13 protein-coding genes are annotated in these 16,661 nt (G+C 39.6%); all 13 read right to left on the bottom strand.

The features are described 5' to 3' along the window. Positions 1 to 336 precede the first annotated feature (336 nt). The 13 genes from ACIFUW_RS00065 to dnaA all read right to left on the bottom strand — a co-directional run bounded on the left by ACIFUW_RS00065 (position 337) and on the right by dnaA (position 16,661). Positions 337 to 1,629: an adenylosuccinate synthase gene (locus tag ACIFUW_RS00065; RefSeq protein ID WP_002288375.1), complete on the bottom strand. Its 1,293-nt coding sequence runs from the start codon at positions 1,627 to 1,629 to the stop codon at positions 337 to 339. Between the two features lie 779 nt (positions 1,630 to 2,408). Next, a complete protein-coding gene (dnaB, locus tag ACIFUW_RS00060) occupies positions 2,409 to 3,776 on the bottom strand; it encodes a replicative DNA helicase (RefSeq protein WP_002288373.1) in 1,368 nt (455 codons plus the stop codon). A 273-nt stretch (positions 3,777 to 4,049) separates the two neighbouring features. Further along, positions 4,050 to 4,502: a 50S ribosomal protein L9 gene (gene rplI, locus ACIFUW_RS00055; protein WP_002288372.1), complete on the bottom strand. Its 453-nt coding sequence runs from the start codon at positions 4,500 to 4,502 to the stop codon at positions 4,050 to 4,052. Positions 4,503 to 4,507: 5 nt separating this feature from the next. After that, a complete protein-coding gene (locus ACIFUW_RS00050; RefSeq protein ID WP_002288371.1) occupies positions 4,508 to 6,481 on the bottom strand; it encodes a DHH family phosphoesterase in 1,974 nt (657 codons plus the stop codon). Positions 6,482 to 6,623: 142 nt separating this feature from the next. Continuing rightward, positions 6,624 to 6,860 (bottom strand): 30S ribosomal protein S18, encoded by a 237-nt coding sequence (rpsR, locus tag ACIFUW_RS00045; RefSeq protein ID WP_002288370.1) that lies wholly within the window; start codon positions 6,858 to 6,860, stop codon positions 6,624 to 6,626. Between the two features lie 25 nt (positions 6,861 to 6,885). After that, positions 6,886 to 7,398: a single-stranded DNA-binding protein gene (gene ssb / locus ACIFUW_RS00040; protein WP_002288368.1), complete on the bottom strand. Its 513-nt coding sequence runs from the start codon at positions 7,396 to 7,398 to the stop codon at positions 6,886 to 6,888. 49 nt (positions 7,399 to 7,447) lie between these two features. After that, the gene (rpsF, locus tag ACIFUW_RS00035; protein ID WP_002288366.1) at positions 7,448 to 7,747 is read right to left on the bottom strand and encodes a 30S ribosomal protein S6; all 300 of its coding nucleotides are present in this window, start codon (positions 7,745 to 7,747) and stop codon (positions 7,448 to 7,450) included. A 235-nt stretch (positions 7,748 to 7,982) separates the two neighbouring features. Next, positions 7,983 to 10,454, bottom strand: a complete 2,472-nt coding sequence (gene gyrA / locus ACIFUW_RS00030) for a DNA gyrase subunit A (RefSeq protein ID WP_002321575.1) — start codon at positions 10,452 to 10,454, stop codon at positions 7,983 to 7,985. A gap of 19 nt (positions 10,455 to 10,473) precedes the next feature. After that, positions 10,474 to 12,420, bottom strand: coding sequence for a DNA topoisomerase (ATP-hydrolyzing) subunit B (gyrB, locus tag ACIFUW_RS00025; protein ID WP_002288364.1), 1,947 nt, complete (start codon positions 12,418 to 12,420; stop codon positions 10,474 to 10,476). Then, a complete protein-coding gene (recF, locus tag ACIFUW_RS00020; RefSeq protein ID WP_002288363.1) occupies positions 12,417 to 13,541 on the bottom strand; it encodes a DNA replication/repair protein RecF in 1,125 nt (374 codons plus the stop codon). Before recF ends, gyrB begins: the two co-directional genes overlap by 4 nt. Then, complete coding sequence (yaaA, locus tag ACIFUW_RS00015) at positions 13,528 to 13,770, bottom strand: S4 domain-containing protein YaaA (RefSeq protein ID WP_002295251.1); 243 nt, start codon at positions 13,768 to 13,770, stop codon at positions 13,528 to 13,530. The genes recF and yaaA overlap by 14 nt, the downstream gene beginning before the upstream one ends. Positions 13,771 to 13,998: 228 nt before the next feature. Continuing rightward, positions 13,999 to 15,129, bottom strand: a complete 1,131-nt coding sequence (dnaN, locus tag ACIFUW_RS00010) for a DNA polymerase III subunit beta (protein WP_002288361.1) — start codon at positions 15,127 to 15,129, stop codon at positions 13,999 to 14,001. Positions 15,130 to 15,326: 197 nt separating this feature from the next. After that, positions 15,327 to 16,661, bottom strand: coding sequence for a chromosomal replication initiator protein DnaA (gene dnaA, locus ACIFUW_RS00005; RefSeq protein ID WP_002288360.1), 1,335 nt, complete (start codon positions 16,659 to 16,661; stop codon positions 15,327 to 15,329).

Here is a 16,661-nt window from a genome sequence, read left to right as displayed (position 1 = left end):
TTGGCAGGAGAACACCGTTTAGTGGAGAGGTTGTGAAAAAGCTGCTCTGCATCAAGCAGTAAGAACAATCAGATAAAAATAGCACTCCATATTTTTCATCTGATTGGGCTTAGTGCCGTAGATGCAAGCTTTTGAACACCGTTTGTTCGGAAAAAGGGACTGTGACACGGTTTTTGTCACAGTCCCTTATTCTGAATAAACAGTGTTCAAGAGACAGCCTATCGGCAATAAGGCTAAACGTCTCTTTCACTACCTCTTCAAGTTATTATTATCGTATAGATAAACACTTCGACTCGCTCTGGTAAGAACGTCCTGATTCAGTCGTCGTTTTTATCCTTAGATTTGCGCCCAGACGCTTTCTAAGATGTTTGTTTGTGTTCTATCAGGTCCGACAGAAAATGTTGAGATACGTACACCAACAAGCTCTGAGATACGACGTACATAGTTACGTGCGTTTTCTGGCAGTTCTGCAAGTGTTTTGCATCCTGTAATGTCTTCTGACCAGCCTGGCAATTCTTCATAGATTGGTTTGCAGCGGTTCAACTCTTTCAAGCTTGCTGGATAGTGGTAGATTAGTTCGCCATCTAATTCATAAGCCGTACAAATTTTTACTGTTTCCAATCCACTTAATACATCGATCGAGTTTAAAGATAGGTTGGTAATACCTGAAACTCGTTTAGAATGGCGCATAACTACAGAATCAAACCAGCCTACACGACGCGGACGACCAGTTGTCGTACCGTATTCTCGTCCTACTTCGCGGATTTGTTCTCCTGTTTCATCAAATAATTCAGTTGGAAATGGTCCATCACCGACACGTGACGTATAGGCTTTGCAGACGCCGACAACTTTATTGATTTTTGAAGGCCCTACACCGCTTCCGATTGTTACCCCACCGGCTACTGGGTTAGAAGAAGTAACAAAAGGATAAGTTCCCTGGTCGATATCCAGCATTACACCTTGTGCGCCTTCAAACAACACGCGTTTGCCTGCATCCAAAGCATCATTCAAGATAACGGAAGTATCTGTGACGTATTGTTTGATTTGTTGTCCGTATTCATAATATTCTTCAAAAATATCGTCAAAATCAAGTGGTTCTGAATCAAACATTTTTACAAATTGACGGTTTTTGTCATCTAGATTCAAACGAAGACGTTCTTCAAAAATTTCTTTATCTAATAAGTCTGCAATACGGATACCTACACGAGCTGCTTTATCCATATAGGCAGGTCCGATTCCTTTAATCGTTGTACCAATCTTATTTTCGCCCTTAGCATCTTCTTGTAATTGGTCCAATTTGATATGATAAGGCAAGATTACGTGCGCGCGGTCAGAAATACGCAAATTACTTGTTTCTACACCTTTTTCATGTAAATAAGCTAATTCTTTAACCAATGATTTAGGATTGACTACAACGCCGTTTCCGATCACACTGATCTTGTCTTTATAAAAAATCCCAGAAGGAATCAAATGCAGTTTATAAGTCACACCGTTAAACTTAATTGTGTGCCCTGCATTGTCGCCACCTTGGTACCGTGCAATCACTTCAGCATTTTCACTGAGAAAGTCTGTGATTTTTCCTTTCCCTTCATCGCCCCATTGCGTACCTACTACTACTACAGATGACATGTGAACACCTCGTTCTATATTATTTAATCCTGAACCATTGTATCAATAATAGATACATATTTCAAATAAAATCGAATGATTTTTATTTTTATTTTATAAAAACGCTTAAAAAACGAACTTTATCTTTTTAGAATGGTTATTAAAAAAGAGGTTGTAACAGAAGTGGTCAGCTTCAAGAAATAAGAAGGAATGTACGAAAATTGCTTCTCAAATTTTTGTGAAATTTCGACTTATTTTTCGAAGAAGCTACTTTTGGAACACCGTGAATCAGAGGTTGTGAAAAAGCTGTCCTGCATCAAGTAATAAGAACAGCCAAACAAAAATAGCTTCTCATATTTTTCGTTTGATTGGGCGTATTACCGCAGATGCAAGCTTTTGAACACCGTTTAAGAAAGAGGTTGTGAGCCTGCCGTTTAACTCTGAGTCACAAGGAGCAATTTCAAAAAACTGCTTCTCATGTTTGATGATATTGTGACTTGTGACCGAGGAGTTGGCAGGAGAACACCGTTTAAGGAAAAGAGGTCGTAAGATCAGCGTTTTGACCTGAGTATTAGAGAAACAAACGTCAAAATAGTTCCTCATATTTTGACGTTTGCTGAGCTAATACCAAGGGTCAGCTGATTGAACACCGTTTATTCGGAAAAAGGGACTGTGACAAGACTTTTGTCACAATCCCTTTGGAGATCTGTTTAAATTAAGTACTCTAGTCGTTCCTGCGGTTACTCCTTGCATCTTCTTACGAGAGCTCTCGGGATTGCTCAAGGCTCACAACCTCTTCTTTAAAATTCTTCTCTTGGCGAAAGCGACGAAAACTTATTGTATTCTTTGATAAACAGTAGTTCAACTGTTCCTCGTGCACCGCTTCGGTTCTTCTCGATGATGACTTCGATGACGTTGTCATTTTTTGGCTCGTTTCCATCATCGTCATCTCCGCCTTCTCTTTCATAATAATCATCTCGATACAAGAAGGCTACGATGTCCGCATCTTGTTCAATTGATCCGGATTCACGAATATCACTTAGCACTGGTCGTTTGTCTTGTCGCTGTTCTACTCCACGAGATAACTGTGAAAGAGCAATGACAGGTACTTTCAGCTCTTTCGCCAGTTTTTTCAGTTGGCGAGAGATATCTGATACTTCTTGTTGACGGTTCTCTTTACCGTTACCTTCAATCAACTGCAAATAATCGATCAATATCAAGCCTAGATTGCCTTTTTCTTGCGCTAGTTTCCGACATTTCGCACGGATTTCAGAGATTTTGATCCCTGGTGTATCATCGATAAAAATATTTGCTCGAGAAAGACTCCCCATCGCAACGATCAGATTCGACCATTCTTCTTCCGAAAGCTGACCTGTACGTAAATGGCTGGCCTCAATCGAACCTTCTGCACAAAGCATCCGATTTACAAGAGATTCTGCCCCCATTTCCAAACTAAATATCGCAACAGAACGATCTGTTTTTGTTCCTACATTTTGAGCAATATTCAATGCAAACGCTGTTTTACCTACCGCTGGACGTGCAGCAAGAATGATTAGTTCTTCGGGCTGGAAACCTGCTGTCATTTTATCCAGACCTTGATAGCCAGTTGGTAGACCTGTGATTTCTTCATTGTTTTGAGCTAGTCGATCGATATTTTCAATCGTGGAGTTCAGTACTTCAGCAATAGATAAAAAGCCGCTTCGATTTCTTTTTTCCGAAACCTCCAAGATACTGCGTTCGGCATCATCTAAAATTGTTTGAACTTCTTCTCCTTGCTCGAATCCTTTCGTAACGATTCCTGTTGCTGTCTGGATCAATGTACGCAGCAATGATTTTTCTTCAACGATTTTCGCATAGTAGACGATATTTGCTGCTGTCGGAACTGCTAATGCCAAGTCTGAGAGATAACTTAAACCACCGGCATCTTCTAACAAATTGGCTTGTTCCAGCCGGTCTTTGACAGTAACCACGTCAATCGCTTCATTACGATCATTTAACTCGATCATTGTCTCAAAAATAATTTGATGGCCACGACGATAAAAGTCTTTTGGCTCTATGTACTCCATGGCATCAATGATCGTTTCTGCGTCAAGAAAAACAGAGCCTAAAACCGCTTGTTCAGCTTCAATATTTTGCGGTGGGATTCGATCCTGCCACACTTCATTCATACGTATCGCTCCTTGTCTTCAATTGCTTCATTTTACAAGAAAATGAGAGAAAAGTCATCATTCGTACCGAAAGTGTAATAAAAAAATAGTTCTCTTTTATTATACTCGTTTTCTTTATGCTATTTTGCTGTTCCCAAAAAAGAAACCGAAATCAATCTGAAATCGATTTGCAGCTTTTGCTTTCATTGCTGCAGCTGTTTTCTCAGATAAATTTCGGTTTGTCTTTTTTCCTTCTGGTTATACTTACCAGCTGAACATCGCTATCAAGATTTGTTATTCTTGTACGACATGAACTTTGATCGTAGCCGTCACCTCATGATGAAGCTTAACAGGTACGTTTGTGTAGCCTAGTGAACGGATCGGATTTTCTAATTCGATTTTTCGTTTATCTAATTTGATTTTGTATTGTTTGTTTAACCCTTCAGCAATTTGTTTTGAAGGGATCGAACCAAACAAACGGCTGTCTTCCCCTGCTTTCGCCTTCAATTCGACTACAGTATCTTCTTTTTCCAAGAATTCTTTTAACTTTTTAGCTTCTTCCAAGATTTCAGCTTCGTGTTTTTCTTGTGCTTTCTTTTGTCCTGCTAACTGACTGATACTGCTTTTCGTTGCTTCTTTTGCCAAGTTATTTTTGATTAGATAATTTTGTGCATAACCTGCTGGAACTTCTTTGATGTCCCCTTTTTTACCTTTTCCTTTTACATCTTGTAAAAAAATTACTTTCATTTGGATTACTCCTTATCATATATTTGATTCATATTTTCTTTGATTGCAGCAAATAGCTTCTGTTTTGTTTCCTCAACTGTCGTATTTTCCAGTTGAGTAGCTGCGTTTGTGAAGTGTCCTCCGCCACCTAAGGATTCCATGATGATTTGGACGTTGATCGTGCCGGTACTTCTGGCACTGATCCCAATCAAGCCGTCTGTCCGCTTTGTAATGACGAAAGCTGCATTGATATTGATCATCGAAAGCAATGTATCTGCTGTTTTTGCTGCTATAACACTATTATACTCTTTTTCGTCTGTCCCTGCCGCCACAACAATATCAGAAGTCACATAGTCGCTTCCAGCAATCAAATTGCTGATCTCCAAGTATGTCGCTAAATCCGAGCTCAATAAATATTGTACTAAGGATGCGTCTGCTCCACAAGACCTTAAATAGCTGGCAACGTCAAAAGTTCGTGCAGTTGTACGGACATTGAAACTATTTGTATCTACAACCATCCCTGCAAGCAATAATGTGGCCTCAAAACGATCTAAGCGATTTGTTTTGCTGCTTTGGTATTGGATCAGCTCAGAAACTAGCTCTGAAGCTGAAGAAGCTGAAGATTCAATATAAGTCAGCAGAGGTTTACTTGGAAACTCTTCCCCACGACGATGGTGATCAATGATCACAATCTTATCAAATTGCTCATATAGGCCCTGAGAGATCGATAGAGAAGGTTTATGGTAATCCACCATCACGAGGAGGTCCTCTTCTTTTTTCAGCTCTATGGCACGTTCTGGAGAGATTAGTTGCATTTCTAATTCAGGATGCTTATGGATTTCTTCAAGACACCGTTCTACATCTGGAATGATCTCGTTCTCATTGATAACGATGTAAGCTTTTTTCTGGTTGAAGCGTGCCAGACAACTGACACCAAAAGCAGAGCCTAAAGCATCCATATCCGGAAACTTGTGCCCCATGATAAACACATCGCCTGTTTCATCAAAAATCCGACGCAAAGCGGTACTCATCGCTCGAGAACGAACACGCGTGCGTTTGACATTCTTAGCAGATTTCCCCCCATAATAAACAGGTTTTGCTCCTTCTTTTACCTCTTTCACGACAACTTGGTCGCCTCCACGGACTAAAGCAACATCTAAATTATTCTGAGCTTCTCCACCGATTTCATCGAGGGTTCTTGAGCCATAAGCAATCCCCATACTAAGGGTGATAGGCGAGCTCTGTTTTTCAGCTTCTGCTCGAAAGCGATCCAGCAAATCAAATTTTTTATCCATCATCTTTTTCAGATCGATCATCTGTGCTACGAAGAAAAACCGTTCTGCGTTGATTCTTTTGAAAAAGACATGGTATTCATTCATCCAGTCAGAAACTAGTGTAGTGACGAAAGAGTTCAAATAAGAAATCTCTTTGTCATCTAATTTATCAATGGCATCTGCATAGTTATCAATAGATAAAATACCAATCACCGGCTGACTGTTCGTCTGATGGAGTTTTAACAACTGGTTTTGGGTAATATCATTAAAATAAACAACACCCTTTACTGTATCCATATCAAACTGAAATGTTTTATCTGCTAGATAGACTTGGTTTTTCTTTTTTTCTTTTGCAGTAAAAAAAGTATCTAGCAATTCTTCCTCTGTTAATCCACTTTGATCTTTGATTTTCAATGCTAATGGATTGAGCCATTCGATTTTTTGGCTTGATGGCTGATAAGCAATCACTCCTACAGGCATGACTTCTGAGACATAAGCTAGATTGGTTTCAGCTACAGTCGAAGCCTGCTGGATTTTTTCACGTTTATTTAAAATAAGCCAACGTTTCATTTTCAACCAATAGCGAACACCCCATAAATTCATCAATAGAATGACCGAAGCGCTAACAAAACGAAATGGTAAAATTAAGACTACCAATACTTCGATTAATATAAACAGGATAAGGAAGAGAGGTTTCGGGGATAAATGATTGTTTTTATTTTCCATAATTTTCCTCCCATATATGACTAATTTGATTTTACCATAACTTTCGTCATTCGAGCGACTAAACGAATAGAGGTTATTTTTACAGAAAAAAAGGAATTGAATAGCTGATCAAAAGGATCAGTCATTCAATTCCTAGGATTTATTAGTCTTCGCTAACGAAAGGTAGCAAGCCCATGATACGAGCGCGTTTGATTGCAACAGTAATTTTACGTTGGTTTTTAGCGCCTGTACCAGTTACACGACGTGGCAAGATTTTACCGCGTTCTGAAATAAATCTTTTTAGTAATTCGATATCTTTATAATCGATATATTCAATATGGTTAGCAGCAATGTAGTCTACTTTACGACGTTTACGTCCGCCTCTTCTTTGTTGTGCCATTCTATTTCCCTCCTATCAAATTCGTTTAGAATGGTAAATCATCGTCTGAAATGTCGATCGTTGAACTTGAGCCGAATGGGTCAGAAGTATCACGGTCGAAATCAGGCATACCGTTGGATGATTGAGATGTTTGATTAGAGTTATTGTTTCCGCCAAATCCGCCAGCTGATTGACCAGAACTTTGGAATCCGCCGCTTTGTTGGCGATTTTCAGATGCAGAACGACTTTCCAGCAATTGGAAGTTGTCAGCTACTACTTCTGTCACGTATACACGTTGTCCTTGCTGATTATCATAAGAACGAGTTTGGATACGTCCAGTAACACCTAAAAGTGTTCCTTTACGAGCATAGTTTGCTAAAGTTTCTGCTGATTTGCGCCAAATCACACAGTTGATAAAATCAGCCTCGCGATTGCCGCTTTGGTTTGTAAAATTACGATTCACAGCCAAAGTAAATGTTGCGACTGCCGTACCACTTGCTGTGTAACGCAAATCTGGATCTTTCGTCAGACGTCCAACTAATACAACATTATTAATCAAAATAGTCATCTCCTCTCATCGTTTTCTATTGTTTCACATGAAACAACAATTAAGCTTCTTCTTTAACAATCATGTGACGAATGATATCGTCGTTGATTTTAGCAAGACGGTCAAATTCATTGACAGCATTTGCTGATGATGGAGAAGATACTTTAACGATGTGATAGATACCTTCACGGTAACCGTTCATTTCATAAGCGAAACGGCGTTTTTCCCAATCTTTTGATTCGATAACTTCTGCTCCGTTATCTTTCAAGATTGCATCGAAACGTTCGATTAAAGCAGTTTTTGCTTCTTCATCAATGTTTGGACGAATAATGTACATGATTTCATATTTCGTGTTTTCCATTGATATTCACCTCCCTGTGGACTTTCGGCTCTTAGGTTCCTAAGAGCAAGGAGAGTTATCTAATTAATTAGACTACTCACAAGCTCTAATTATACACTCTATTTTGGTCAAAAGCAATACAGAATGAACAGTTTCGAATATTTTAAGAGAAATTCAACTAATCAAAAAAGCCAGCAGGAATAACCAGATTTTTTAATCGGTTATTCTTGCTAGCTTACACACTTAGTCTTGATGGTTATTCTTCTGATCCTTGTTCTTCAACTGTTTGTTCTGCAGCTTCTGGTTCGACTGCTGCCATCGTGACAACTTTCGTATCAGCTTCCATCTTCATCAAACGTACGCCTAATGTTGAACGTCCAGTTTGAGAAACAGTCGATACGTTGAAACGGATAATGACACCTTTATCTGTAATCAGCATGATGTCTTCATCTCCAGAAACAGTGGTCAATCCAGCTAGTGGACCATTTTTTTCAGTGATGTTCGCCGTTTTGATCCCTTTACCTCCGCGGCCTTTCACTGGATATTCCGATACTTTTGTCCGTTTTCCGTAACCTTTTTCTGTGATCACTAATACTTCTTGATTTTCCTTCATTAAGGCTGCCCCAACGACATAATCTTCCTCACGCAGGCGTATCCCTCTGACCCCGGAAGCTGTACGTCCCATATCGCGGACTGCTTCTTCTTTGAAAGTGACAGAGTAGCCGTTATGTGTTCCAATAATGATATTAGATTGACCATCTGTCAGTAGCACATTGACGAGCTCATCGTCTTCTTTCAAACCAATTGCGATCAGACCATTACTTCGGATGTTAGCAAAAGCAGTGACAGAAGTACGTTTTACTGTACCTTGACGCGTCGTAAAGAAGAGATAGTGGCCTTCTTCTGCTTCTCCCGTCACCGCAATGATTGCCTGGATGCTTTCACTCGAATCGATACCTAGTAAATTGATGATTGGGATTCCTTTGGCTGTACGCCCGTATTCTGGAATTTCGTATCCTTTTGCCCGATACACTTTTCCGTTATTCGTAAAGAATAACAATGTATCATGGGTAGAACAAGAAACCAGATTTTTGACGAAGTCGTCATTGTGGATACCCATTCCTTGGACACCACGTCCACCCCTTCGTTGAGCTCTGAATTCATTATTTGCCAAACGTTTGATGTAACCATTGTTTGTCAATGTAATAACGATTTCTTCTTCTTCGATTAAATCTTCATCTTCCAGACTTAAGACCTCACCGACTAGTAATTCTGTGCGTCGTTTATCACCAAATCGTTGATTCAAGTCTGCTAATTCATTCTTGATGATTTCTGTAACACGTTCTGGTCTTGCCAGAATGTCAGTTAAATCTTCAATCAGTTTTAAGAGTTCTTGGTATTCATTTTCGATTTTTTCCCGTTCCAAACCGGTCAATCGGCGTAAACGCATATCTAAAATAGCTTGAGACTGGCGATCGGATAAATCGAACCGTTCGATCATTGTTGCTTTTGCCTCGTCATCTGATTTAGACCCGCGGATAATCGCAATGATTTCATCGATATGATCCAAAGCAATACGCAAACCTTCTAAGATGTGTGCTCTTGCTTCTGCTTTTTCTTTTTCAAAGACCGTCCGTCGTGTGATGACTTCGCGTTGATGTTCGATATAGTTTTCAAGGATTTGTTTCAAGCTCAAAACTTTCGGCACACCTTTTTCGATCGCCAACATATTGAATCCAAATGAATTTTGCAAGGATGTCAATTTATATAAGTTATTCAAGATAACGGATGCGCTGGCGTCACGACGGATGTCAATGACGATCCGCATACCTTCACGGGAAGATTCGTCCCGCAAATCTGTGATCCCTTCGATACGCTTGTCTCTGTGCAGTTCAGAAATCCGTTCGATCAATTTTGCTTTATTGACCATATAAGGCAATTCTGTCACGATGATCCGTTCTTTACCATTTGGCATCTCAGTAATCTCAACTTTTGCACGTACGGTAATAGAACCCTTACCTGTTTCATACGCTCTTCGGATTCCTGATTTCCCCATAACCAAACCACCTGTTGGAAAATCTGGTCCAGGTAATACTTCCATCAATTCATTGGTCGTCACATCAGGATTATCCATCAGCAAATCGATAGCCGCTACTACCTCAGACAAGTTATGAGGTGGGATATTCGTGGCCATACCTACGGCGATCCCCGTTGTTCCGTTCACTAAAAGATTCGGGAAGCGAGCAGGTAGTACAACTGGTTCTTTTTCTGTATCATCATAGTTGCTTTGGAAATCAACAGTGTTCTTATTGATATCACGCAGCATTTCTGTAGCGATTTTGCTCATCCGTGCTTCGGTATAACGCATAGCGGCGGCACCGTCACCGTCAACAGAACCAAAGTTTCCATGACCATCCACTAGCATATAACGGTAGCTGAATGGCTGTGCCATCCGTACCATTGACTCATAGATCGCAATGTCTCCATGAGGATGGTATTTACCCATGACATCTCCGACGATTCTGGCAGATTTTTTATGGGCTTTATCCGGTGTTACACCTAATTCGTTCATGCCGTATAAAATACGGCGATGAACGGGTTTCAGACCATCTCTGACATCAGGAAGTGCACGTGCGACAATAACACTCATCGCATAATCGATGAAGGAGTCTTTCATTTCGCTGGTTAGATTGACATCATGGATGTTTTCTCTGATTTCTTCACTCATTCTTTTTCCTCCTTCATGATTAAATATCTAAGTTCTTCACATAGTGTGCATTTTCCTCGATGAATGCACGACGGGGTTCTACTCGATCCCCCATCAACATTTCAAATATCTGATCTGCTGCAATAGCATCGTCCACACTGACGCGGGCCATCATCCGATTGCTTGGGTCCATAGTTGTTTCCCATAGTTGATGATCATCCATTTCTCCAAGTCCTTTATAACGCTGAACGCTTGGTTTTGGTGAGGCAGGAAGTGAAGCAACGACTTGTTTCAACTCTTCTTCTGCATTTTTTCCTGGTTGTACATACGTAATATTCTTCCCTTGTTTTACCCCGTATAAAGGTGGCTGAGCAATATAGACGTATCCAGCTTCAACAATAGGACGCATGTAACGATAAAAAAGAGTCAGCAGCAATGTACGGATATGCGCGCCGTCGACATCGGCATCAGTCATGATAACTAATTTGTGGTAGCGAGCTTTCGATACATCAAAATCTTCTCCAAACCCTGTACCCATAGCAGTAAATAAAGACCGGATCTCTTCATTTGCCAAGATCTTGTCCATGCTTGCTTTTTCAACATTCAAGATTTTCCCACGAATAGGCAAGATGGCTTGAAACTCTCGATTACGACCTTGCTTAGCTGATCCGCCGGCCGAATCTCCTTCGACGATGAACAATTCGCATTTTTCAGGATCGTTGCTAGAGCAGTCCGCTAATTTTCCTGGCAGATTACTAATCTCTAAAGCACCTTTACGTCTCGTTACTTCACGCGCACGTTTCGCTGCTAGACGAGCTCTGGAAGCTAGTAATCCTTTTTCAACAATTTGCCGGCCCACACTTGGGTTTTCCAGCAAGAATTTCATGAAATGTTCGCTAAATAACCGATCAGTGACTGTCCGTACTTCGGAATTGCCCAATTTTGTTTTTGTTTGTCCTTCGAATTGAGGGTCAGGATGCTTGATAGAAATAACAGCTGTCAATCCTTCTCGCACGTCTTCACCGGTCAAGTTGTCGTCATTTTCTTTCATCAGCTTTTGTTTTCGGGCATAATCATTTATCACACGAGTTAAAGCAGTCTTGAATCCTGATTCATGTGTTCCACCTTCATACGTATGGATATTGTTGGCAAAACTCATGATATTGGAATGGTAGCCGTCTGTATATTGCATAGAGACTTCAACTGCGATATCTTGCTGTTCACCTTCCAAATATACAGGTTCTGGAAAAATCACGGTTTTGTTTGCATTCAAGTATTCGACATAACTTTTGATCCCGCCGTCATAATGGTATTCATTGATGACTGGTTCTTCTTCTCGTTTGTCTTCAATCGATATACGCATCCCGCGGTTCAAGAAAGCAAGTTCACGGATCCGGGTAGCCAATTTTGAAAAATCAAACTCAGTTGTCTCTGTAAAAATTTCAGGGTCTGGCGTAAAGTGAACCGTTGTTCCATGGCGATCCGTTTGTTCGATAATCTTTAAGTCGTCCACTACAGCTCCACGACGATATTCTTGATAGTACACATTTCCTTCTTTGTATACTTTGACATCAAGCTGTGTAGAAAGCGCGTTTACAACAGAAGATCCTACTCCGTGAAGTCCACCAGAAACTTTGTACCCACCACCGCCGAATTTTCCTCCAGCATGTAAAACAGTAAAGACCGTTTCAACTGCAGGACGTCCAGTTTTTGCCTGGATATCTACAGGTATCCCCCGACCGTCGTCAATAACGGTGATACTGTTGTCTTTTTCAATAATCACATGGATTTTCGTTGCAAAACCTGCTAATACTTCATCGATCGAATTATCGACAATTTCCCAAACAAGGTGATGCAGACCCTCAGAACTAGTCGAACCGATATACATGCCAGGTCGTTTACGAACGGCTTCAAGTCCTTCAAGTACTTGAATCTGACTGGCATCATACTCTTTAGCGCGTTCTACTAAACTTCTTTCTTCTGTCATTCAGTTTCTTCTCCTTTTAGTTTCCCTTGTTGAACATAAAAAATCTCAGGTTCAACAGTCATTTTATTTTTTACATGGTCAAGTGTCGTTGTTGTTAAGAACGTTTGAACTTTTCCTTCGATTGTTTCTAGCAGATGGAGTTGACGATTATCATCCAGCTCGCTCATCACATCATCTAACAAAAGGATTGGATATTCCCCTGTCTCTTCTTTAATCAAATCGATTTCTGCTAATTTGACACTTAGTGCAGTTGTTCTTTGCTGTCCTTGCGATCCATAAGTCTGCACATTTTTCTGATTAATAAAAAAGGAAAGATCGTCACGATGAGGACCAACTGTCGTTGTTCCCCGAAAAAGGTCTTTCTTTTTATTTTGGTTCAAAAGTGCGAGAAATTGTTCTTGGATTTGCTCTTGCGTATGTGTTTCTAAAGAATCGACTGCGGTGAGATACTCGATTTCCAGCTGCTCTTTTTGATGGGTGATTTGCTGATGCAAAGAATTAGCCCAAAACTCCAATCGCTTGACGAACTGTGCTCTTGCTTTCAATACTTTGCTGCCAAACGCTGCTAGTTGTTCGGACAAAATATCCAAATAAAGCAAATCAGTTTGTTTTTTTTCATTCAATTGCTTCAAGTACTGGTTTCTTTGTTTCAAAATTGCTTGGTATTGGACAAGATCATAAAGATAGATTGGATTGATCTGGCCTAATTCCATATCTAAAAACTTCCGCCTGATCTGCGGGCTGCCTTTTACTAAAGAAAGATCTTCTGGTGCAAATAAAATGACATTCATTTGTCCCACGTAAGTACTTAACTTTTTCTGTTCGATATGGTTGATCTTGGTTTTTCGGCCTTTTTTAGATAATAAGATTTCTAATGGAAGAGTGGATGAACCTTTTGTGATCTCTCCTTGAATCATCGCCTGATCGTCAGTCCAGCCAATCAATTCCTGCTCACTACTTGTCCGATGACTTCGCGTCATAGCTAATACGTAGATACTTTCCAAAAGATTCGTTTTTCCTTGCGCATTTTCTCCTAAAAAGATGACGAGGTTCTTGGAAAATTCGATGTTCAGCTCTTCGTAATTTCGATAATTTTTTAAATACAGCTTATTCAGCCTCATTATCGTCGTTTCCTTTTTTTACCATAAAAAAAGTTCCTACTTCTGGAACTTCAACCATCATGCCGGGATAAAGTTTGCGTCCACGACGATTTTCTGGTTCGCCATCGACTAACACAGTGTTTTCTGCCAAATACCATTTTGCTTGTCCGCCACTACCGATAACTGTGACTTCTTTCAACATTTGGCCCAACGTCATGAATTCCGTATTTAGAATGACTTGTTGTTTCAATGCCCATCCCTCATTTTCATTATTAAAAGTATACTCTATTATACCTTTTTTTTCGCAATAAAACAAATTTATCCATATATTTTTCCATATAAGACGATTTAATCTAAAAAAGGTGATTTAAACAAAAATAAACAGAAAGCCTTAAAAGAGATTTTAGGGCCTTCTGTTTAAAATTTTATTTTTTCTATTTCTTTTCAATTAAATTTTCAAGAACATTGAAAATCATTGTTAATTTGTACGTACAGGAGTAATCAGCTGAATAAATTGAACGCCATCTTCCGTTGGTTCCAATGTAAATGGACGAATAGCAGAGATAAATTTCACTTTGATGCTCATATCTCCAAATGCACGCAACGCTGCTTTCATATAATCCGGATTGAAAGAAATATCTAATGGATCGCCACTGCTTGCTGTATAACTCAAGCTTTCTTCTACTTTCCCGATTTCTGGCGAATTTCCGTATAAAACAACCGCATCTGGACGAATAGATAAACGAACGATGTTGTTACGGCCTTCATGAGAAAGTAAAGAAGCCCGTTCGATCGCCGCTAAAAAGCTAGGAACAGAAAATTCAACCTCTGTATTAAAACTTGAAGGAATCAAACGATTGGTATCTGGATAGTTTCCTTCTAGCAAACGGGAATAGAAATACATCGTTTCTGTTTTGAACAACACTTGGTTTTCCATAATGCTGATTTCGACGATTTCTTCTTCATTTGTTAATGAGCGAGATAATTCGATCAAACTTTTTCCAGGAATAACAATATCAAAATGATCAGCCGCTTGTTCTACTGGAATCACGCGTTGACTTAGACGGTGAGAATCAGTAGCTACAGCTAATAAAGAATTATCAGATAAAATGAAATGCACACCTGTCAAGATTGGACGACTCTCATGTTGTGAGACAGCAAAAACTGTTTCGTTGATTAGTTTAGTCAATACGTGTACAGGTAATTTCATCTGGTTATGGCTTTCGACAACAGGAAGATGAGGATAGTTATCTGCATCTAATCCATTTACGATAAAATTCGCTTTTCCAGAAGTGATCGCTACTTGTTTATTTTCTAAAACTTCTAAAGTAAATGTTTCTTCAGGAAGTCTCCGAATGATTTCGCTAAAGAAACGTGCTTGTAAAACAATGGAACCAGTAGATTCGATTTGCATATTTGCTTTTTCGTTTTCAACAGACAAAAAAGTTTCAATTGATATATCAGCGTTGCTCCCCGTCAAAGTCAAACCTTCTTGTGTCAGTGTGATTTTTACACCTGTCAAAATAGGGATCGTGGTTTTGCTTGAAATAGCTCGTTGAACAGTTTGCAATTCCTGCATAAAGCTAGCTCGGTTTAAAGTAACTTTCATGATGTATCTCCTTTGAATGTTTGTTTATTTATTATTAGTTAAAAAGAATAATAAAAGTAATAGGGCATGTTGATTCTGTGGAAAACTCAAAAAACGTAAGAGAGAAACGAAAAAACAGCTGTGGAAAAAGTGTGTATAACTTTTGAACGTTTTTTTCTTTTATCCACATGCTATTTTCAGTTGATAGAATCGACAAATTAATTTAGTAAAAAGTTTTTGATTTCTGATACTTCATTTTGCATACTGACACTAGAATCCATCAGCTGCTGGATTTTTTCATGAGCATGGATAACCGTTGTATGATCCTTGCCACCGAATTCAGCTCCGATTTTCGGTAAAGAATTATCTGTGAGCTCACGTGCCAAATACATAGCGATTTGTCTAGGAACAACAATAGATTTGACGCGTTTCTTTCCTTTGAGATCTTTCAATTGGATGTGATAATACTTTGCCACTTCTTCTTGGATCTGCAGGATTGACAATTGAGGATGTCCTTTTCCTGATTTTAACGTTTTCAGTGCGTCTGCAGCTAGACTAGTCGAAATATCTTCACTATTCATCGCAGCAAAAGCTTGCACTCGAACAAGCGCACCTTCTAATTCACGAATGTTAGAATCAATTTGTCCTGCGATGTAGCTTAGTGTGTCATCTGGGATCTCTAGACGTTCAGCCGCCGCTTTTTTACGTAAAATCGCTGTTCTTGTTTCAAGATCCGGCGGTGTAATATCAACAGACAGCCCCCATGCAAAGCGAGAAACAAGGCGTTCTTGCAGTTTCGGAATCTCGTTTGGCAACCGATCACTGGTTAGTACGATTTGTTTCCCTTCATTGTACAAGGCATTGAAAGTATGGAAAAACTCTTCTTGCGTAGCTTCTTTTTCTGCAAAAAATTGAATGTCATCCACTAGCAGTAAATCAACATTTCGATATTCTTGACGGAACTCTTCTGCTGTTTTGTTTTGGATCGAATTGATGAAATCATTAGCAAAAGTTTCACTGCTTACATATTTTACTTTGGCATTAGGCTGACTTTGCAGCATTTGATGACCAATTGCATGCATCAAGTGAGTCTTACCAAGTCCCACGCCTCCATAAAAGAAGAGCGGGTTATAAATAGAACCTGGATCTTCTGCTACAACGAGCGCTGCTGCATGAGCCATCTGGTTTCCTTTACCAATGACAAACGTATCAAAGGTATATTTAGGGTTCAGCATGGCTTTTTTTAGCGGACTAGGTGCCACAACTTTTGGATTTTTTTCTTCTATAACTTCTTCTTGCTCTGCTTCTTCGCCAGTAATAAAGCGAGGGATAATCTCATTTCCTGATAACATATAACCGACTTCAACGATTTTTGTCGCCAGGTTTTTTTCCCAATATTCTTTATGAATCTTGCTAGGAACCTCAACAACGAGCTGGTTTTGATCAAGGGTTCGAGGGTTCGCTGTTTCGATCCATGTATTATAGCTAGCAGGCGATAAATCCTTTTGGTATGTTGCTTTTAATTCATTCCATAAAGCATCGAGGGATACCAT

This window comes from Enterococcus sp. PLH-Efm8, assembly GCF_053011625.1.
This window is presented reverse-complemented; position numbering and strand designations above follow the sequence as displayed.